This is a genomic window from Brevibacillus sp. FSL K6-0770 (genome assembly GCF_038000275.1).
Classification (GTDB): domain Bacteria; phylum Bacillota; class Bacilli; order Brevibacillales; family Brevibacillaceae; genus Brevibacillus; species Brevibacillus parabrevis.
The window spans coordinates 5,599,980-5,619,799 of record NZ_JBBOBQ010000001.1; the positions used below are offsets into that span (position 1 = coordinate 5,599,980).

Here is a 19,820-nt window from a genome sequence, read left to right on the forward strand (position 1 = left end):
ACTGGCAAATCGTAATAGCAAGGAGCGTGCCAACGAAAAAACCGCATGAAACCGCGATATTCTCGCTTTTACGGCTCACGCATTTTCTCATTTTCGCGAAAAGGTTTTGCTTCTATACGAAAAAAAGCCGTCATATAAACCGACGGCTTTTCGCAAATTCGCTAAATCCATTTTGCAATCGTAACAAAATACAGCTACACCAGCATGCCGCCACCGCTCTGCCGATACTTCAAAATGCCCTCGGCCGCCCGGTACGACAGCGCCCCCATCGTGCCCGTCGGATTGTAGCCGCTGTTGTGAGCAAAAGACGATGCGCCGACGACAAACACATTTTCCGCGTCCCACATTTGCAAGTAGTTGTTGACCGCCGAAGTTTCCGGCGATGCCCCCATGATCACTCCGCCTGTATTATGCGTGGATTGGTACGGGGTAATGTCGTAAGGGCCAAGCTTGCCGCGCACCTCGATTTTGTTGGCGCCCATTTCCTTGAGAATGTCCCCGCATTTGTCGGACAAAAAGGCAGCCAACTGCCTGTCCTGCTCCTCGAAGTCGAACGTAATGCGGATCAGCGGATCTCCGAACGCGTCTTTGTACGTCGGATCGAGATCGAGAAAATGGTAACGGAACGGCATGGAGGCCCCTTGCGCCCCGACATTGATCGTGCGGTTGGCGTATTTGAGCGAGGCTGCCTTAAATTCCTTGCCCCAGCTTGGCGTACCTTCCGGAACCGTATTGTTGGCGATCGGACGTTGCCCGTACTGGGAGACGCTGATGTTGGCGCCATGAATGAAATTCAGGCTGGAGTGGTCAAAGTTGTCGCCGTTGTAGTCATCGAGCACCATGCCGAGCGAGCCGGCACCAGCGTAATTGTTGAACTCCTTTTCTTCGAAAAAGCCCGTGGCTCCGCCTTTCATAACCTGGTAGCAGTAGTTTTTTCCAATCACGCCTTTGCCCGTAGTCGGATCGTACGGTCGCCCCAGCTTGGACATCAGCAGCAAGCGCGAATTGTTGAACACGTAGCTCGTCAACACGACGATGTCAGCAGGCTGTTCAATTTCTTCTCCGGTTGTCACGTCCGTGTACAGCACACCTGTAGCTTTGTTGCCCGTATGTAAAATGCGGCGCACGTGGGAATGGGTGCGGATTTCGAACTTCCCTGTCTTCTTCGCCACAGGGATAACCGTGACAACCGGGTCTGCTTTTGCCCCGTACTCACACCCAAAACGCTCGCAGTAGCCGCAATATTGACAGGCAGCCCGGGAAATTCCGTCCGGATTCGTGTACGCCTCCGACAAATTCGCAGATGGGAGCGGATAAGGATGCAAGTTCAGCTTTTTCGCCGCTTCCTCGAACATCTTCATGCTGGGCGTGCTTTTCATCGGCGGCGTCGGATAAGGCTGGGAACGTTTGCCGCCAAGCGGATTTTCCGAACCCGATATGCCCGCCATCCGCTCGAACTTGTCAAAGTAAGGCTCCAGCTGGTCGTAAGTGATTCCCCAATCCTGAATCGTCATGCCCTCGGGAATTTTCTTTTGCCCGTAGCGCTCGACTGTCTTGCTGTGAATCTCGAAATCATACGGCAAAAACCGGAACGTGTGGCCATTCCAGTGAACGCCCGAGCCGCCAAGCCCTGTTCCCAGCAAAAAAGAACCGTATGAGCGCATCGGCAGCGCCCGCACGTTCGGATTGCTGCGGAAGGTGATCGTTTCCTTGGACAAATCCTGCATCATTTCATAGCGAAGCGCGTAGCGCAGTTCATCGTGCACCATGAAATAGTCTTCTGTTTTCCGCTCTTTGCCGCGCTCCAGTCCGACGACCGTCAGCCCTTGCCTCGTCAGCTCCGAAGCGATCACGCCCCCGCCCCAGCCCACACCGACGATTACCACATCCACTTTGGGCAGTTTTCTGGCCATATGCTTCACCCCGTCTGTCAGTGTTGATGATCCCGCAAGCTGAGCGGCTCCATCTTCACGAATTTGTCTTGTTCGATGATTTGTGTGTAGGCCATTTGATTGCCTGGGTAATTTTTCAATCGCCAGCCATCCATATTTTTATTGCCGCCGTACAGCGGGTCTGAGTAAATTCCTTCGATGGTGCTGGCTCGCAGCATTTTGAAGAAGGCGCTGGCCGAAATCGTCGTCAGTTTGACATCGTCCTTTTCAAAAGCCTTCAACACGGCATCCTGCTGCTCAGCCGTAATCTCGTAAAAGCGCTTGCCATGCGCAGCTTGGCTGTAGTTGTTCAGCTCCTGAATGCCGATGTCGAAAATCTCCCGCCGCTTCAACCTTCCCTGGTAGCCTTGGGTCACCTCTCCCGAATAAAACGGACCTTGCATGTACTCACGAGAGTTGAAGCCCCAATCGCCCGCAAGCTGGTGATCGATGAAGTAGGCTGCACCAAGCGCCTTTGCGCCCGGTCCAAGCTCGTCTTCCGGGAAAATCCGCTCACAGGCGGCATCCACCACCTTGAACTGTTCCGGGCTGAAATACATCAACGCCTGATTGTAATCGGCAGCAGGAGCCGGTGTCGCTCCCGGTTGTGGCGGTGCTTCCGGCTTGCGTAGCAGACTGCCTGCCACTCCGCCCACGACCAGACCACCGAGCACAAGCCCTGTGTTTTTCAGAAAATGTCTCCGTGACACTGGCTGCTCATGTTTGTTGTTGGATTCTGCCAAATCTACCACCTCCAGTTGTCTCTATCCCATGGTTTGCGCATTTTCGCGACAGGCTAAACGCATTTCGCGGAAATTTTCCCAGCATGCACCACACATAATTTCCAAAACACATTCAAAGGATATGGTTACCAATACAGCAAGCATAATTTGGAGGGATACTGATGAAGCGCTTTGGAACATGGGCAGGCAGAGCCGGAGTAGGCATTGCCCTGCTGCTCACCGCCTGTAACAACCAGGCCGCCCCGCAAGAGCCAGCCAGAACCCAAACTGTACACCCTGCTGGAATGGGCGAGACGGTCATTCCCAGCGTAGACCGGGACAAAAAGCTGACAACCAACTCTCATGGCACGACATTTAGCGGCATGGGCCACGGTCTGTACAGTTCGATCGGAAGCTCGCATCTGCACAGCGGCGGCCCTTCGACCAAGCTGGAGGCGCAACTCGGCGCGGCAGGCGTCCACGGTGTACAAGCGCTAATCGTCGGCGATTGGGTTTTCCTCGCCCCAACCACTGCCAACCAAGCCTCCATCAACTCCATCGACCCGATGCAAGCCCACTTGCTCGGCAGCTATACGGGCAGCAGCAGCCGAGGAAACGACACGCCGAGCGGGCTGGCTGGACAGCAGGCAAGAAACAACACGACAGGCGTGCTTGGCACCAGCGATCGCTCTGCCTTGTTTGCCCAGGCGCGCACCGTAGTAGAACGTTCGTATGGAACAGACGCGCAAGTCTGGACAGTCAGCTCGAAAAAAGGCATAGACGCATTGGAAAAAGTCAAAAAGCATTTGCGGGACAAAAAAGGGGACAACAAAATGGCGGACGAGCTGGACAAGCTGTTCCGCGAGGCAAAACGATAGACAAAAGTACAAAAAGAAAAGGGGCAAGCAGATGCTTGTCCCTTTTAGCGATGCAAAAACAGGTTGATTTCATTCACGGTTTCATCCGGATGCGTCACCATCAACAAATGCAAGGAATTGGCGATCGTCCTCACCTGCGCTTGCGGCACAGCGCTCCGGTATTTGGCGACCGCTTCTCGGAAGAAAGACCGCTGCGCTTCATCCGGCAAGTGATTTTCATCTGCCAGAAGCAACAGCACCGGACACGTCAGCTGCCGACACAGCTCATCCAGATCATATGTCGCGTACTGATGAAAGTAGCCGTCAAACGCCTCCCGCGGCAAACGGTAGCCAAAGCCGCCGTCCTCCTTGCGCACAAGCTCTGTGCTCATCCAGCCTGCCGGAAGCTTCCTTCCGCCATACCTTTTGGCAAATTGCCTTTCCGCTTCCTCTACCGTTTGAAACCGGGTTGATGACAAGCGCTCGACCGTAGGATCATGCTCAAAGCCCGGCATCGCTCCCAGGGAGTAGTAACCGCCATCAAGCAACACCAGCGAGGCAATCCGCTGCGGTTCGCGGACGGCAAGCATTTGCGCAGGCACGGCCGAAAACGAAGCCGCCACAATCGCCACTTGGCTCAGCCCTTCCTGCTCCAGCAGACAGGCCAAGTCATCGACGATCCGCTCAAAAGCAAACGGGCCGCGATCCGTAGAGTTGCCATGACCGCGCAAATCGACCGCCACCACCCGGTAATGCTTTGCTAGCTCGGGTAACAGCGAAGCAAACAGGTGCCGCGTATTGCGAATCGCATGCAGCAGCAAAAGCGCCGGAGCATCTGCATGGCCTGACACACTGTACTCTAGTCGCCCGGCTTCGACCTCTACATGTTTGACCTGCTCAACTTTCATGGCTTCCTCCCCTGTCAAATTCGTCCCGGAATGAGGACGCCAATATGCTCGGGATGCACCCGGGCGATGTAAAACAGCGAGGCAACCGCACAGACACCTGCCAACAGCATGACGACCTCCGCCTTTTTCCAGCGCTTGCTGCGGTAAAACCGATGCTGGCTGTTCCTGATCTGAAAGCCTTTGGCATCGAGCGCATTGGCGATCAGCTGCACGCGCTTCAGCGAACTGAAAATGAGCGGAACTAGCAAAAACCCGTATTTTTTGATGCGCTCAAAAGCATTGCCTTCCACCGTCGACATCCCTCGCACCATCTGTGCTTCGCGGATCGTCGCCAGATCATTTTTCACCAGCGGAATAAAGCGGAAAATAAGCGACAGCAAGTAACTGACGGAAAACGGGACGCCAAGCCCGCGCAGGCCCATCGCAATCTCTCTCGGCGAAGTGGAGAGCAAATAGTACATCGACAAAAGCGCCACATTCGCCAGGCGCAGCCCCATTCCCAACGCCCAGAGCACGCCGATATCGGTTACTTGCAGCGGGTAATTGATCAATGGAACGCTGCCGCTCCAGTACGCTACGCCTACGTTCGTGAACGGCAGCCATGTAATCGCCGCGAAAACCGCGCCCACTCCGCCCACCAGCGCGTACGCTTTGACCATCGAACGTTTCCACCCCAGCCTGGCGATCAGCACCAGATTGCACAGCCAGACCACAGCCAGCGCTCTCGGGTCTTGAAACAGAAACGGCAGCAGGCCAAGCAGAAGAAACATCAGCAAAACGAAGCTCGGATGGGCATGCTTCATCGCCATTGCCCACCTCCCGCGATTTTTTGAGTCATTTGTTGCAAAGTGAGCGGAAGCGGCCCTTTCATCCCCGCCGCTTCGCCAAACCGATAAACAGCGGGTGCCTCCACCTGCGCGGATGCCAAAATGTCAGGCGCAGCAAACACGCTTTGCGGATCGCCGTCACACACCAGACTTCCCCGATGCATGACCAGCACACGCTCGGCGTATTCCGCCACCAACCGCATGTCGTGTGTAATGACGATGATCGTGTGACCAGCTGCATGCAAGCGGCGGACAAGCTCCATCATTTCCAGCATCCCCCGATAATCGAGTCCCGTAGTAGGCTCGTCCAGCACGATGACCTGGGGCTTCATCGCCAAAATCGAAGCAACGGCAATCTTTTGCCGCGTGCCTTTGCTGGAAAAGTAAGGCTCTGCCTCGCCCATTCCGCCTAATCCGACGGCTTCAAGCGCCTCGTTCACCGCTTGCTCGATCTTTTCCGCAGGCCAGCCCATATTTTTCGGGCCAAAAGACACCTCTGCCGCTATCGTAGAGTGGAAAATTTGATGGTCAGGGTTTTGATAGCAATAGGCTACCGTGCGGGCCAGTTCGGCGGTCGACATCGTTTTCGTGTCGCAGCCGTTCACTTTTACGCTGCCTTTGCTCGGTTTGTACAAACCGTTGCAATGCTTGGCGAGCGTAGTTTTTCCCGAGCCGTTTCCCCCGATGACCGCGACGAACTCTCCTTGCCGTATCTGCAAGGATACTCCGTTCAATACCGGCTTTTCCCGGTCGTATCCGTACCAGACATCGTCCAGTTCAATTACGCTGCTCACACGCTTCCCTCCCGAACAAGCTGTGCCTCTCTGTATCGCGCAGCCAATTCCTCAACCGTAAGCGGCAACGGGCCTGCCGTTTCGGCAAGCACGCCTTCGCGGCAGAGCAGCTGGTAGAGGCGGATGACATCAGGGACAAAAATGCCGTGCTGATCGAGCACATCTGTCTGGGCAAAAAAGTCTCTTACAGGCAAGTTGAGCACAATCTGCCCTTTTGCCAGCAGCACCAGACGGTCGCAAAAAGCGGCCAGCTCCTCTGTCGCATGAGAAGATACGACGATGGTCATCTGACTTTCCTGCTTCAACCGTTGCAAGAGCGCGAATACTTCTCGCGCTCCCAATGGATCAAGCTCGGATGTCGGTTCGTCCAGAAGCAATGCTTGCGGGCCATTCGTCAGGGCAGACGCGATTGCTACACGTTGCTTTTCTCCCCCTGACAATTCAAAAGGAGAGCGATCGGCAAACCCGGGAAGGCCGACCAGTTGCAGCACTTCTGTGATTCTTTGCTCGATTTGCTCATCGGAGCACCCGACATTTTCCAGCGAAAACGCAAGCTCTTCTTCGATCGTCAGCCCGATAAACTGTGTCTCCGGGTCTTGGAAGACAACGCCCTGCTGCCCTTGCGCCTGGCGTTTTCCCGCAAACTGGCCTGCGTAATTGGCCGGGATCAACCCCGCAAGCGCCAGCAAAAGCGTCGTCTTTCCCGCTGCCGCCGGGCCAACCACCCCGACTACTTCGCCCGGATACAAGCAAAGACTCACATCCGTAAGCGCCGGGGTCGGAGAATCTTCGTAGTGCCAATGTACCTCTTGCAGTTGCAACAGCGGTTCCTGAATCACTGGGCGATCCTGCTTTCAGGCCCGAGATAGCTGTATTCCTGCAACGGTCGTCCGCGATACAGACCGGAGCGCTTCACAAACGGGTACAGCAGCTTCAACAGGATCGGGCCGAGAATCGCCGTCGAGATCGCCTGGTTCAAAAACACAGTAGGAATAAACAGAGAGGCAATCGCCATCGGCGTCAGACCGAGCGCCACATTGACCAAAATCGCGCACGCCACGACAGCAGAGCTGATCAGAACGACGAACACAAAATATTGCAGGAAGCTGCGTTTGGTTTTCAGCGCCGGGTGACTCACCGTGAGAAAGCCGATGAAACCTCCCAAAAAGTTGGAGAAAAACCCGACCGCAACCGCATGTGGCGGTGCTCCTCCGGTCAACAGGTCGCTGACCATATTGCCAAAAGCAAGGCCAATGCAACCTGGCAAGCCGAACAGCATGCCGAAAACAGGCTGCAAGGCATTCGCCGGACGAATCGGTACGGAAGGAATGAGCTTGATATTAGCCAGCATGATAATGGCAACTGCATATAATGCCGCTGTAACGACAATCAGCACGTAATCGACTGTCGTCCATTGGCGGCGAAACAATGAAGTCTGCATCAAAGTGTACCTCCTTTATGTCAATTGCTAACGTTTGGAATATTGCCTGATGCCAGTTTACTCCACACCTTTTTTGGCGTCTACCAAAAAACCCGCTCCCGCACTTGTTATAGAAAAGTTGAATAAACAAAAGCCTCCCCATGCGCACTCGCAGCACAGGAAGGCTTTCTTCAAGCAAGTATCGTCCTATTCCTCAAACTTCATCAGTTCCAGTTTGGCCCCTTTGATTTTGACCAAATAAAGCAAATACACAAGCCCGACAAACGTCCACAAAAGTCCCAATATCATCGATTTCGCATGGAGACTGCCCCACAAAAATGCGAGAAAGGCTGTCCCGATCAGCGGAGCCAGAAAATACCCCCACCAATCCGTCGCACGCTTTTCTTGTTTTTGTCTCAGGAAGTAGGCAATGACGCTCAGATTGACGAAGCTGAACGCGATCAACGCTCCAAAATTAATAAAGGACGTAGCCGTCAGCAAATCGAGATACAAGGCAGCCAGCATCAGCGTTCCGACCAGCAGCACGTTAAGCAGCGGCGTCTTCAGTCTCGGGTGTATGTAGCCAAACCACTTTTTCGGCAAATAACCATCCCGGCCCATCGCGTACAACAGCCGCGTTACACTCGTCACCGATACCAGACCGGAGGCGAGCGTCGAAGACAAAGCCGCCGCCAAAAAAATCAACTGAAAGACGGAGCCTCCGATAAACAGGGCGATTTCTGCGGAAGCTGCTTCCGGGTCAGACAATACGGAAACATCGGGAAACAGCGATTGCATGAAATACGAAGCGGTAATGAACAACGCTCCCCCGGCCAGTGCAACCAGCAAAATTCCCCGGGGAATCGTCTTTTTCGCATCTACCGTCTCCTCTGTCAGCGTAGTGACGGCATCAAAGCCTAAAAAGGAAAAGCAGAGGATCGATGCCCCCGACAGCAGAGCGACTACCGACAAATCAGCAGAAAGGAACGGACGGACGTTCAGCACCTGGCCCAGCCCATCTCCATTGATCAAGCCACGGATAGCCAGTCCGGCGAACAAAATAACGACGGCGATCTGAAAAAGCACCAGAAACGAGTTGACGGATGCCGTTACTGTCACGCGAAATACGTTTAATAAAGTAATCAGGACAATAAACCCGATAATCCACCACGTGGTCGGCACATCGGGAAATACGGACGAAAGATACACACCCGTCAGCAAAGCGTTGATCATCGGCAAGAACAAATAATCGAGCAGCGAGGCCCACCCTACCAAAAACCCGGCATACGGATGAATCGTTTGCTGCGTGTAGGTATACGCTGTCCCGGCCGACGGGAAGACGCGGACCATTTTCCCGTAGCTCGCCGCGGTAAACAGGATCGCCAGCAAGGTCACTGCGTAAGCGGCAGGAACATGCCCCCCTGTTTCTTCGGCAACGATGCCAAACGTATCAAAAACGGCCATTGGAGCCATATAGCCAAGGCCAATGACGACGATATGCCACAACTTCAAGCTGCGTGTAAGCTCTGCACTCCCATTCACTGTCTGTCCTCCTTCTGTTACACGACACGAATAATTATACACGCGAATGGGAAAAGTTCCACCGTTTGCGCACCAAAAAACGCTGTTGCACACGGTTCCCCATGCCGCAACAGCGTTTGGTTTTCAGGCTTGATATGCTTACGCTTTTGGCAGTTCAAACGAGCTTTTCAGCGAAACGATCCGGTTGAAGACCAGTTTGTCCGCCGCTGTATGCTTCGGATCGACATTGAAGTATCCGTGACGGAAAAATTGGTATTTGTCCTGCGGCTGCGTTTCTTTCATGTTCGGCTCGACGAATCCGTTCAGCACTTCCAGCGAATTTGGATTGATGTTGTCCAGGAAGCTTCCTTCCGAATCTTCGTCATCCATAATCAGTGGCTCGTACAGGCGAAATTCAGCCGGAACTGCCTGAGAAGCTTCTACCCAGTGGATTGTTCCTTTTACCTTGCGGCCAGTAAAGCCGCTGCCGCTCTTGGTTTCAGGATCGTAGGTGCAATGCAGCTCGATGACGTTTCCGTCGGCGTCCTTCACCACATCGTTGCACTTGATGAAGTACGCGTGCTTCAGGCGAACCTCATTTCCCGGGAACAGGCGGAAATACTTGCTCGGCGGGTTTTCCATGAAATCGTCCTGCTCGATGTAGATTTCGCGGGAGAACGGAATTTGGCGATTGCCCATCTCCGGGTTCTCCGGGTTGATCTCGGCTTCGAGCATTTCTACCTGGCCTTCCGGGTAGTTCGTAATGACGACTTTGAGCGGATTCAAGACAGCCATGGTGCGCGGCGCCTTGAGCTTCAAGTCTTCGCGAATGAAATGCTCCAGCATTTTCGCGTCTACCGTGCTGTTGCTGCGCGCTACCCCGATCTCGCGGGCAAACGTGCGAATCGCTTCAGGGGTAAAACCGCGGCGACGGAAGCCGGCAATGGTCGGCATGCGCGGATCGTCCCAGCCATCTACCACTTTCTCGTCCACGAGCTGTTTCAGCTTGCGTTTGCTCATGACGGTGTTGGTCAGGTTCAAACGGGCAAACTCGTACTGGCGCGGAGTATTTTCCATCTCGCACTCGCTGATGACCCAATCGTACAGTGGACGATGGTCTTCAAATTCAAGTGAACAGAGCGAGTGGGTAACGCCTTCAATCGCATCTTCCAGCGGATGGGCGTAGTCGTACATCGGGTAGATGCACCATTTGTCGCCTGTGTTGTGATGGGTCGCATGAGAAATACGATAAATCACCGGATCGCGCATGTTGATGTTCGGAGAGCTCATATCGATTTTCGCACGCAACACTTTTTCCCCGTCCTTGAACTCGCCATTGCGCATGCGAGCAAACAGGTCGAGGTTTTCCTCCACAGAGCGGTTGCGGAACGGGCTGTCTACCCCTGGTTCTGTCAAAGTTCCGCGCAGCTTGCGCATTTCTTCGGCAGGCAAATCATCCACGTAGGCTTTGCCCTTTTGGATCAGCAACACCGCACGCTTGTACATTTCTTCAAAGTAATCCGATGCAAAAAACAGCCCGTCCCATTCAAAGCCGAGCCACTGTACATCTGTTTTGATTGCTTCCACGTACTCTGTGTCTTCTTTCACCGGATTGGTATCGTCAAAACGGAGGTGGGCCTTTCCTTTGAACTCGCTTGCCAGCTCAAAGTTGAGGCAGATGGCTTTTGCATGTCCAATATGAAGATACCCGTTCGGTTCCGGCGGAAAGCGGGTAATGACTTCCTTGACCTTGCCTTCTTGCAAGTCGTCAATCACGATATTGCGGATAAAATTGGATGACGCTACCTTGTTTTCCAATGAAATCAACCTTTCACTTCACCTTTACATTCCATAATACTGATTCTCTTCCCAGAGTTCAACAAAATCGGGCCGTTGTCCGGCCCGCTGTCTCTACCATTCCTGCTCTTTTTGCCATTGGGATTGCGGCTGGCAGTACAACGAAATGATAGAGTCGAGGGAACGACGCTGCTCGGTTATGCCGCGAATAATTTTCAAATGCTTGGGTCGAACCAGGTGGAGCAGCGGCTGTTCAACATGATTGAACCGGGCGAAAGCTTCAGCTGCAACCTCATCCCACTGCCGATAATAGCGCAGCAAGTCATCAGGCATCACCCGCGATCGATTCGTGCCCGGCTCCGGCAAGCAATCAAACGGTTCATCCAGATTCAGCGTACCGTAATCATCGGTCAGCTCTTCCCCCGGCAAAATGTCTCTGGCAGCCAGCTCCAAGTCGTACATCGTCGCCACGCAGGTCGCATGGAAGCTGTGGTTCACAAATCGGGCCTTATCCCAGCACAAGATGTATTTTCCAAACTGATTTTTGAAGGAATACTTCTGCACATCCTGCTTTCTCAATGGGTCCAGTTTTTCCACATATGCCGGGTCCAATACCTGATCCAGGTCATCCTGTGCCCAGACAATCGTGCCTTTCGGGATCAATTTTGTCGCAAAAACACCGTACCCGATTTCATCGTTGATATAGCGAAGCTCCGTATCGGGATGCATCATGGCCTTGATTCACTCCTTGGCAAATGTGCGTTTTTACCATCATAAGCAGTTCGGCCAATAGTGGTGTGTGAATGTCGGGAAAAACACACAACTCCCTGTTCCTCCCTTTTTTTCTAGATTAAAAAAATTTTTCTTATTTACCCCAATCGACAAATAGTCTATATTATTGACAAACGGATGATTAGGAAAATTTTCCTGTAACAATTGAATCAGTTTTCTATTATCAACTGGATGCGTTACCCATTGATATCGAAACGGCAAACCCGGGGAAATCCGGCGACGCAAAGCTAGAGGGGCTACCTCCGCACAAGCGGGCACGCCAGCCAGCTACCGAAGTATTGGTGTAGGACAAGACCAATGATCCTATATCATTGGTCTTTTTTTGCGCAACAATTGTCTATTTTTGTCCATTTATGTATTTATGTGTAAAAATATTCATTTTCAGTTAAGGAGGTGAGGCTGCGAAAAGCTGTCGGATTGTTGGAATCGTTCATCAAACATACAAGGAGGCTTCATACGATGTCATTCTGGAAGAAACTTTCTACTGTCGCATTGACTACTGCAATCGGCCTGGCAACCCTGTCTCCGGTTCAAGCAGCTAATCGGCCAACATCAATGTCGCCAAACGCAATGGTAACAACACCACACTATCTGGCTACAGCAGCAGCCCTGAAAACATTGGAAGACGGCGGCAACGCTGTAGATGCCGCCATCACAGCCGCTTCTACTCTCGCCGTCGTCTACCCGCATTACACAACGATCGGCGGAGATAACTTCTGGCTCATCTACAACGCCAAGACCAAGGAACTGAAAGCGTTGAACGGCAGCGGACGAGCTGGCGAAAAAGCAACGATCGACTACTACAAAGGCAAAGGCTACGAAAAAATTCCTTCCCGCGGCTACGAGTCTGCCAATACGGTGCCAGGCGTTGTTTCCGGCTGGTGGGAAGCGTACAACTACGCGCACAAAAGCATGGGCAACAGCAAGCTTCCGTGGCACAGGCTGCTTGAACCGGCGATCGGATACGCTGAAAATGGATATCCCGTCTCACCGAACCAGGTTTATTGGACAAAATACGCCATCGATCCGAACGATAACGATTTGAAAAACCTCCAGCGCTTTGAAGGGTTCCGCAAAACCTTCCTGAAGCCGAACGGAGAGCCGTATGCGCCTGGCGAAATCCTCAAGCAAAAGGACCTGGCCAAAACTTTGCAAATCATTGCGAAAAAAGGAGCAGACGGATTCTACAAAGGCGAAGTCGCCAAAAAAATCGTAGCGGATATGCAGAAAAACGGCGGGCTGCTCACCTTGAAAGACTTTGAAAAACACACCTCCACATGGGCAGAACCGATTACAGTCGACTACCGCGGCTACAAGGCTTACAACGTACCGCCCAACTCCCAGGGCATGGCTTCGCTCTCGATCTTGAACGTGTTGAACAACTTCGACCTCAAGAGCATGGGCGAAGGGACGCCGGACTACTACCACACGATTGTAGAAGCCACCAAGCAAGCTTTTGCCGACCGTGACAAATGGCTGACAGACCCTGCTTTCGTCGACATTCCGGTGGACGAGCTGTTGTCCAAGCAACACGGCAAAGATTTGGCTGCACGCATCGATATGAAGCAAGCGGCAAAAGCAGTAGAGCCGCTCGATCCAAAAGGGGACACTACTTGGTTTGGCGTCGTGGACAAGGACGGCAACGCCGTTTCGATCATCCAGAGCCACTATTTTGACTGGGGTTCCGGTATCGTAGCAAAAGATACTGGCGTCCTGTTGCAAAACCGTGGAAGCTACTTCTCTCTCGATCCGAAACACATTAACCACCTGGAGCCTGGAAAGCGCACCTTCCATACGATTAACCCTGCCATGCTCTTCAAAGGGGACAAGCCTTACCTGCTTTACGGAACACAAGGCGGCGAAGGACAGCCACAAACGCAAGCGGCTCTCGTAACGCGTATTGTCGACTTCGGCTTTAGCGTACAGGATGCGATCGAGGCTCCAAGATGGCTGCACGGACGCAACTGGGGCTCCGCCTCCAACAATTTGAAAGTCGAAAGCCGGATTCCGCAGGAAGTGTTGGACGAACTCGTGAAGCGCGGACATCCGGTTGAAAAGCTGGAAGCAGCCTATACAGATGCGATGGGACAATCCGGCGCCATTTTGATCGATCCGCAAACGAACGTGAAGTTCGGCGGCGCAGACCCTCGCGGGGAAGGCGCAGCAATGGGATATTAACCGATGGTCAGGCTGCTGAATCTTCTCAGCAGTCTGGCTGTGTCTACTCTGTGCGGGCAGCGTTCCTTGCCTCGCGCAGTTGAATCAACCACCAATTAGGAGTGGAGAGCCTATGTCTTTTTTCAACAAACTCAGAAATAAAATGATCCTGTGGTTTCTTGCCGTAGCGGTCATCCCGCTTGCTGCCGTTTCCTTTTTTATTACAAACAGCTTTTCAACCATTTTGATCGATAAGCAAAAATCGTCTTATGTGGACCTGACTTCAAGTACAGCTATGGCTATGGACCAGTATCTCGATCGGCGCATGACGGAAATTCAGGTGCTGGCCCGCACCTCTGATATTCAATCTGTCGACGCGGCAGCCAAAAATGAGTTTATCCGCAAGTTTACCGAAGAAATGAAGCTGTACGATGGCAATACGTTTATTTCAAACGACGGAAAAGTAACCGCTGACACCTTCCCGAAAAGCGTCGGGATCGACCTCGGCGAGCGGCAATTTTTCAAAGACGGCATGCAGGGCAAGCCCAGCTACTCCGATGTCCTCGTCGCCAAAACTACGGGCAATCGCTCGATCATTGTCGCTTCCCCTGTCAAAGGAAAAAACAATGAAGCGCTCGGCGTATTGACCGGACTTGTCAACGTGGATCATTTCGCAGCCACGTTTCTCGCAAATTTGAATGTAGGCAATGACGGCTATCCGATTCTGGTGGACAACAAGCATCAGGTGCAGTACCACCCCAACCAGGAGCTGATCGGAAAGCCGCTTGAGGAATCGGCCCTGCCCCAGCCTTTGCAGGACATCCTGAAAACAGGCGCTGCGGAAAAAGGCTCATACAGCTACACAGATCAAGGCAAGGAGTATGTCGTCACTTACTCTCCGATCCCCAAAACCAACTTTGGCCTGTACTTGCATATTCCTGTTGAATCGATCACCGCTGGCGTCTCTGCTGTCAGCAACAACGTCATGCTGATCGTCTTTGCCGTAGTCGCAGCGGTCATCGCCATCGCCTATGCGATCTCCCGGCAAATCACCCGCCCGATCGTCGAGGTTGCCGCTGTGGCAAACCGGATTTCCGAGGGGGAGCTGACCGTATCCGCCTTGCAAATTCGCTCGCAGGATGAAGTCGGTCAACTGTCTCAATCGGTCAATGCCATGGTCCACAACCTGCGCACGATCATTCAGCAGGTCAATGATACGGCTACTGATCTGGCCTCTTCCGCAGAGGAGTTGTCGGTCAACGCCGAGCATACCAGCAAGGCAACGGAGCAGATCGCCATTACGATCCAGGAAGTCGCGTACGGCGCCGAGAAGCAGGTAAGAAGCGTGGAAGACAGCGTGAACGCCATGCAGGTAGTATCACAGGGCGCGGAAAAGGTCGCCACCAACGCACAGCACGCGGACGAATCCGCATTGAGCGCCTCCCGCATCGCCGTGGAAGGCAATCAAGCTTTGCAAGTCGTGATCAGCCAGATGCAATCGATCGAAAATACGGTCAGCAACATCGCAGACATCGTGAAGCGCTTGGGGAACAGCTCGCAGGAAATCGGACAAATCGTCCAGGTCATTACCGCTATTGCCGAGCAAACCAATCTGCTTGCCTTGAACGCTGCAATCGAAGCCGCCAGAGCAGGCGAGCAAGGACGCGGGTTTGCTGTTGTGGCAGACGAAGTACGCAAATTGGCCGAGCAGTCTGCCCAATCTGCCCAGCAAATCAAAGAACTGATTACGGCGATTCAGGTTGAATCGAATCAAGCCGTCTTGTCGATGGAACAAGGAACAAACGAAGTTGCGATCGGACTGACAGTAGTGAACAATGCTGGCAAGTCTTTCGAACAAATCCAGGATGCTGTCGCACAAGTCGCCAGCCAAATCCAGGAAGTGAAGACGTATTCCGAGCAAATGTCGGCTGGAACCCAGAAGGTAGTAGAGTTGGTCAGCGGCATTGAGGAAGTCGCCGAAAATTCGGCAGACGGAACGCAAAGCGTTTCTGCCGCCACAGAAGAACAGCTGGCTGCCATGGAAGAAGTGAACTCCTCCGCTGCTTCCCTGGCCCGCATCGCCGAAGAGCTGCAGTCTCACGTAAGCCGCTTCAAAATATAGCGAGGCAATCAAAAAACCGCCGGGCAGCAGCATCCGGCGGTTTTTCTTGCTTCAAAGCGATCAACAAAATCTATGAGCTGCCACTGGTAGCGATAGCGGAGCAAGCTAATAAAAGCACACTCGCGCTTGCGCTTCCACTTTATTCCTGCAATGATGATAGCAGAAAGCTATTCTTATCGCGAAAGGCGGGGAAACGATGAGTTCTTCCGGTCCTATCTCTACTCCTTACTTTTCTTTGCAGCCTGTTGCAGAAGGCGTGTACGCCGCTATTGCTGTCCGTGGCACCGGAGCAATGGCTAATGCCGGAATCATTGATTTAGGCGATCAGGTAGTCGTCTTTGACTCCATGTACACGCCACAGGCAGGCCAAGCATTGCACGATGCGGCTGTCCAGCTATTCGGAAAACCCGTCACGCTTCTGATCAACTCTCATTTTCATCTGGACCACACTGGCGGCAATCAGGCATTTCCAGGTGTTCCGATTCTCTCCACCGCCAAAACGCGTTCGCTCACCTATGAGCGCACGACCCAATTTTTGACCTTTGCCAAAGCGCACCCTGATTATCCGCTGACGGTCAAACAAGCTTTGGAACAAGAAACGGACGCTAAAAAGCGGCAAGAAAAAGAATATGAGTTGGGCGAGCTGCTCGCGATGGATGCTGCCCTTCCGATACTGGTTCCCACTCTCGCTACCTTGACCTTTCACGATTCGATTACATTGCACGGCAGCAAGCGCTCTGCTGTCCTGCGTTCGCTGGGAAACGGGCACAGTCCCTGTGATTCCGCCCTTTTCCTTCCCGATGACGACATCCTGTTTGCCGGAGATTTGCTGTTCGCAGGCGCACATCCAAGCATCATGACCGGGAATGTTCCGGAGTGGATCAGCATTTTGGATGCTCTCCTGCAAGACTGCCCAGCGCTGATTGTACCCGGACATGGCCCGGTAGCAGACAAGCAGGCTGTACCCCCTTTTCTCATGCCAAAAGCCGCCGGATATGTCTCCGACGGCTTTTCCTTTTGCCTAGCTTACACAAATTCCAGCATCCGGTCAGGATGGTTGGTGCAAATTTGTACATCAGGATGCCAGGACATGACCTCACGAATGTGCGCAGGCTCATCCAGCGTCCAGGCAATCACCTTGAAGCCTTTTTCGATGGCGGCTACGGCAAGCTCTTTGTTCAGGAAAGGGTAACCCATGGACAAAATGCTGGCACCTGCCTCCTCCAGTTGCTCCAGCATGAGCACAGGACGGCCGTAGACGATCAGTCCCGTCTCGATTTGCTGATCGAGAGTGCGAACATGACGAATCAGCTCATGGTCAAACGACGTCAAGCAAACTTCCTGCTTCATCCCGTACTGTTCGAGCAGCGCGAGCACTTTTTCGGCAATGCCGGGGTACATGTCGCTCGTCGCCTTCAACTCGATGTTCAGCCTGCAGCGGCCCTTGACCGCAATCAGCGCTTCCTCCAGCGTCGGGATTTTTTCGCCTGCAAACTTTTCGTCGAGCCATTTGCCCGCATCGAGCTGGCGAAGCTCCTCCAATGTGTGGTCCTTGACCAGACCGCTTCCGTTCGTCGTGCGCTCCAGCGTAAAGTCGTGGATCAGCACGGGAACGCCATCGGAAGACAGCTGTACGTCAATCTCCATTGCCTGTATAGCCGGCTCTGCCAACGCCAGTCGAATTGCCGTCATCGTATTTTCCGGGGCTTTGCCTGACCATCCTCGATGCGCCATACATATATTCATGTCGCAAACTCCTCTCTTGTTTGTGCCGCCTTTATTTTTTCAGCAGCTTGCTGCCTTTGTCCGTCGCATTTTGCAGCGCTTCATCAATGGTCGCCTGTCCAAGCATCGCACGTTGCAGCTCTTTTTGAATGACATCCTGCAATTCTTTGTAACCAGGTGCCATTGGGCGCGGGTAACCGTATTGCAGCTGGTCTACTGCTACTTTGAAGTTCGGATCTTTTTCATAAAATGCCTTCATCTCAGGTGAATCTACGGCAGCGGTCGTCACAGGCATGTAGCCGGATGCGATGGACCATGGTACGGTTTGCTCTGTATCGGTCATCCACTTCATAAATTCCCATGCCGCTTTCTTTTCGGCATCAGAAGACTTCGCCAGCATGACCAGGTTTGCTCCGCCCGTTGGCGTACCGAAGTTTTTGTTTGCTGGCAGGAAGGCTGCTCCCATGTCAAATTTGGCATTTTTCTTCAATTCCGTCAAGGAACCTGTCGTCGTGAAAATCATGCCCACTTTTTGATTGAGGAAATCTTGCTCGGCGACATCCCACGCATTGTAGTTTTCGCCTGGAGGGTTTTTCATCAAGCCTTCCTTGACCATTTTCGTCCAAAGTTCAAGCGGCGCTTTGCCTGACTCGTTGTTCAAGGTCAGCTCCTTGCCGTCTTCGCTCAAAATGTTGCCTCCGCTCTGGAAGACGAGCGCTTCGTAGAACCAAATATCAACAGGGGTCGAGAAGCCGTAGCGCGTGACTTTGTCGCCTTCTTTTTTCACCAGCTTTTGCGAGTAGCTGATCAGCTCATCCCAGGATTTCGGCCCGTTCGGATCGAGACCCGCTGCTTTCAGCATGTCGCGGTTGATGTACAGAAGCGGCGTGGAGCGGTTGAACGGCACGGCGTACAGTTTGTCTTTCCAGTAAGAGTTTTTCATCAGGCCGGGAATGTACTTTTTCTCATCGCCTTGCGAGTACGGAGTCAAATCTTCCAGCACTTTCGCATCAGCGAAGGCAGCGATCGAAGCGATCTCTACCATCGTTACATCAGGGTTGTTTCCGGCGGCAACCGAAGCCAGAACTTTGGAGTGGTTATCCTGATACGCGCCCTGGTACGCCGCTTTTACCTTAATATCTTTATGTGACTCGTTGAACTTTTTGACCATGTCCTCAATCGTCTTGCCGCGAACACCGCCGAGCGCATACCAGAAATCGATCTCGACAGGCCCGTTGCTTGCTGCTGTTTCCGTTGCCGGCTTCGTTGTGTTTCCTGTGCTTGCAGCCTGTTCCTTGCCTGTAGAACCGCACCCGGCAAGCACTCCTGACAAGCCTAGAGCTAGTGCACATAGAATCGTTCCTGTCTTTTTCATCGCCTTCATGATTTGGTTTCCTCCCACATGGTTATCTATTATTTGGATTGATAGACAAACGCTTTGATAATGTGGCGCTGGGCCACGAAGAAAATAACGAGAATCGGCAGGATGAGGATCATGTTCCCCGCCATCATGACGTTCCAGAGAGTGCCTCCGTCCGACATGCGCAAGCTGGAAATCCCGACAGGCAATGTGCGTACTTCGTCGCTGTTGGTCATGATCAGCGGCCAAAAGTAGTCATTCCAGTGATAAATAAAGCTGAAAAGTCCAAATGTGACCAGCACTGGCTTCGCCATCGGCACCATGATCGTCCACATGATTTTCCACTCTGACGCATTATCCAGTCGCGCTGCTTCAATGACTTCGTCCGGCACCTGCATGAACGCCTGGCGAAGCAGGAATATCCCGAATGCGCTGGCCGCGTACGGCAGAATCAGCGACCAGAGCGTATTGACCAGCCCCCAGCCGCTCAGCTGCACGTAGATCGGCAAAAAGATAATGTATCCCGGAATCATCAAGGCAACCAGCACAAGCCCAAACAGCAGGTTGCGGCCGGGAAACTGGTAGCGGGCAAAAGCGTACGCCGCAGGTACGGCGGTCAAAAACTGCAAGATCAAGATCGCCACGGCAACTACAATGCTGTTCACCGTAAACATCAGGAACGGCCCTGACTCCCAGGCCTGGACAAAATTGCCCCACTCCCACGTCTCAGGCAACAAGGTCGGCGGAAACTGTCTGACTTCCGACATGTCCTTGAACGCTGTGGAAGCCATCCACAAAAAAGGAAAGACGAACAGCAGCGCCACAACCAACAGCCCGGCCCATTCCACTGTTTTCAAAGAAATTGCACCCACTCGTTTCATGTTGCT

The 19,820-nt window shown here is 53.0% G+C and carries 16 protein-coding genes, 1 pseudogene and 1 riboswitch; of the genes and pseudogenes, 4 read left to right on the plus strand and 13 right to left on the minus strand.

Annotation, left to right across the window (positions count from 1 at the left end):
• Positions 1–194 precede the first annotated feature (194 nt).
• Together NST23_RS26630 and NST23_RS26635 are read right to left on the minus strand one after the other, a co-directional pair.
• Positions 195–1,913 carry a GMC family oxidoreductase gene (locus NST23_RS26630; RefSeq protein WP_122962531.1) on the minus strand — a complete coding sequence of 573 codons (1,719 nt, stop codon included), beginning with the start codon at positions 1,911–1,913 and terminating at the stop codon, positions 195–197.
• Between the two features lie 17 nt (positions 1,914–1,930).
• Positions 1,931–2,674, minus strand: a complete 744-nt coding sequence (locus NST23_RS26635; RefSeq protein ID WP_122962530.1) for a gluconate 2-dehydrogenase subunit 3 family protein — start codon at positions 2,672–2,674, stop codon at positions 1,931–1,933.
• A gap of 161 nt (positions 2,675–2,835) precedes the next feature.
• Between NST23_RS26635 and NST23_RS26640 the strand changes: the two genes are divergently transcribed.
• Positions 2,836–3,531, plus strand: a complete 696-nt coding sequence (locus tag NST23_RS26640; RefSeq protein WP_173596335.1) for a hypothetical protein — start codon at positions 2,836–2,838, stop codon at positions 3,529–3,531.
• Between the two features lie 44 nt (positions 3,532–3,575).
• Here the strand turns inward: NST23_RS26640 and NST23_RS26645 are convergent, their stop codons facing one another.
• The 8 genes from NST23_RS26645 to NST23_RS26680 form a co-directional block, all read right to left on the minus strand.
• Positions 3,576–4,418, minus strand: coding sequence for an alpha/beta fold hydrolase (locus NST23_RS26645; RefSeq protein WP_122962528.1), 843 nt, complete (start codon positions 4,416–4,418; stop codon positions 3,576–3,578).
• A gap of 14 nt (positions 4,419–4,432) precedes the next feature.
• Positions 4,433–5,227 (minus strand): energy-coupling factor transporter transmembrane component T, encoded by a 795-nt coding sequence (locus NST23_RS26650; RefSeq protein ID WP_233454058.1) that lies wholly within the window; start codon positions 5,225–5,227, stop codon positions 4,433–4,435.
• Entirely contained in the window at positions 5,218–6,039 is an 822-nt protein-coding gene (locus NST23_RS26655) for an energy-coupling factor ABC transporter ATP-binding protein (RefSeq protein ID WP_122962527.1), read from the minus strand. The genes NST23_RS26650 and NST23_RS26655 overlap by 10 nt, the downstream gene beginning before the upstream one ends.
• A complete protein-coding gene (locus NST23_RS26660; protein ID WP_122962526.1) occupies positions 6,036–6,878 on the minus strand; it encodes an energy-coupling factor ABC transporter ATP-binding protein in 843 nt (280 codons plus the stop codon). Before NST23_RS26660 ends, NST23_RS26655 begins: the two co-directional genes overlap by 4 nt.
• Positions 6,875–7,480: a QueT transporter family protein gene (locus tag NST23_RS26665; protein ID WP_122962525.1), complete on the minus strand. Its 606-nt coding sequence runs from the start codon at positions 7,478–7,480 to the stop codon at positions 6,875–6,877. Before NST23_RS26665 ends, NST23_RS26660 begins: the two co-directional genes overlap by 4 nt.
• Positions 7,481–7,666: 186 nt before the next feature.
• A complete protein-coding gene (locus NST23_RS26670; RefSeq protein ID WP_122962524.1) occupies positions 7,667–9,001 on the minus strand; it encodes an APC family permease in 1,335 nt (444 codons plus the stop codon).
• Between the two features lie 138 nt (positions 9,002–9,139).
• Positions 9,140–10,807 (minus strand): glutamine--tRNA ligase/YqeY domain fusion protein, encoded by a 1,668-nt coding sequence (locus tag NST23_RS26675; protein ID WP_371736927.1) that lies wholly within the window; start codon positions 10,805–10,807, stop codon positions 9,140–9,142.
• 84 nt (positions 10,808–10,891) lie between these two features.
• On the minus strand, positions 10,892–11,509 hold the full coding sequence (locus NST23_RS26680) for an SET domain-containing protein (RefSeq protein ID WP_122962522.1): 618 nt from the start codon (positions 11,507–11,509) through the stop codon (positions 10,892–10,894).
• A gap of 246 nt (positions 11,510–11,755) precedes the next feature.
• Positions 11,756–11,844, plus strand: a riboswitch (cyclic di-GMP riboswitch).
• A gap of 184 nt (positions 11,845–12,028) precedes the next feature.
• Here NST23_RS26680 and ggt point away from each other — a divergent pair.
• The 3 genes and pseudogenes from ggt to NST23_RS26695 form a co-directional block, all read left to right on the plus strand.
• Complete coding sequence (gene ggt, locus NST23_RS26685) at positions 12,029–13,747, plus strand: gamma-glutamyltransferase (RefSeq protein ID WP_063228909.1); 1,719 nt, start codon at positions 12,029–12,031, stop codon at positions 13,745–13,747.
• A 112-nt stretch (positions 13,748–13,859) separates the two neighbouring features.
• The gene (locus tag NST23_RS26690; RefSeq protein ID WP_122962521.1) at positions 13,860–15,848 is read left to right on the plus strand and encodes a methyl-accepting chemotaxis protein; all 1,989 of its coding nucleotides are present in this window, start codon (positions 13,860–13,862) and stop codon (positions 15,846–15,848) included.
• A 292-nt stretch (positions 15,849–16,140) separates the two neighbouring features.
• Positions 16,141–16,773: pseudogene (locus NST23_RS26695) on the plus strand (MBL fold metallo-hydrolase); the annotation flags it as partial.
• A 101-nt stretch (positions 16,774–16,874) separates the two neighbouring features.
• Here NST23_RS26695 and NST23_RS26700 read toward each other — a convergent pair.
• Genes NST23_RS26700 through NST23_RS26710 form a run of 3 tightly spaced genes read right to left on the minus strand, consistent with a single transcriptional unit; the run spans position 16,875 to position 19,814 of the window.
• Positions 16,875–17,594 (minus strand): glycerophosphodiester phosphodiesterase, encoded by a 720-nt coding sequence (locus NST23_RS26700; protein ID WP_173596334.1) that lies wholly within the window; start codon positions 17,592–17,594, stop codon positions 16,875–16,877.
• 31 nt (positions 17,595–17,625) lie between these two features.
• The gene (locus NST23_RS26705; protein ID WP_122962518.1) at positions 17,626–18,957 is read right to left on the minus strand and encodes an ABC transporter substrate-binding protein; all 1,332 of its coding nucleotides are present in this window, start codon (positions 18,955–18,957) and stop codon (positions 17,626–17,628) included.
• Positions 18,958–18,986: 29 nt separating this feature from the next.
• Positions 18,987–19,814, minus strand: a complete 828-nt coding sequence (locus NST23_RS26710; RefSeq protein WP_122962517.1) for a carbohydrate ABC transporter permease — start codon at positions 19,812–19,814, stop codon at positions 18,987–18,989.
• Positions 19,815–19,820: the final 6 nt, after the last annotated feature.

What these genes read in the sequence shown, in the direction of transcription:
- NST23_RS26630 (WP_122962531.1), bottom strand. Translation starts at nt 1,913, where the DNA reads ATGGCCAGAAAACTGCCCAAAGTGGATGTGGTAATCGTCGGTGTGGGC.
- NST23_RS26710 (WP_122962517.1), bottom strand. Translation starts at nt 19,814, where the DNA reads ATGAAACGAGTGGGTGCAATTTCTTTGAAAACAGTGGAATGGGCCGGG.
- NST23_RS26680 (WP_122962522.1), bottom strand. Translation starts at nt 11,509, where the DNA reads ATGATGCATCCCGATACGGAGCTTCGCTATATCAACGATGAAATCGGG.
- NST23_RS26690 (WP_122962521.1), top strand. Translation starts at nt 13,860, where the DNA reads ATGTCTTTTTTCAACAAACTCAGAAATAAAATGATCCTGTGGTTTCTT.
- NST23_RS26645 (WP_122962528.1), bottom strand. Translation starts at nt 4,418, where the DNA reads ATGAAAGTTGAGCAGGTCAAACATGTAGAGGTCGAAGCCGGGCGACTA.
- NST23_RS26665 (WP_122962525.1), bottom strand. Translation starts at nt 7,480, where the DNA reads ATGCAGACTTCATTGTTTCGCCGCCAATGGACGACAGTCGATTACGTG.
- NST23_RS26700 (WP_173596334.1), bottom strand. Translation starts at nt 17,594, where the DNA reads ATGAATATATGTATGGCGCATCGAGGATGGTCAGGCAAAGCCCCGGAA.
- ggt (WP_063228909.1), top strand. Translation starts at nt 12,029, where the DNA reads ATGTCATTCTGGAAGAAACTTTCTACTGTCGCATTGACTACTGCAATC.
- NST23_RS26640 (WP_173596335.1), top strand. Translation starts at nt 2,836, where the DNA reads ATGAAGCGCTTTGGAACATGGGCAGGCAGAGCCGGAGTAGGCATTGCC.
- NST23_RS26650 (WP_233454058.1), bottom strand. Translation starts at nt 5,227, where the DNA reads ATGGCGATGAAGCATGCCCATCCGAGCTTCGTTTTGCTGATGTTTCTT.
- NST23_RS26705 (WP_122962518.1), bottom strand. Translation starts at nt 18,957, where the DNA reads ATGAAGGCGATGAAAAAGACAGGAACGATTCTATGTGCACTAGCTCTA.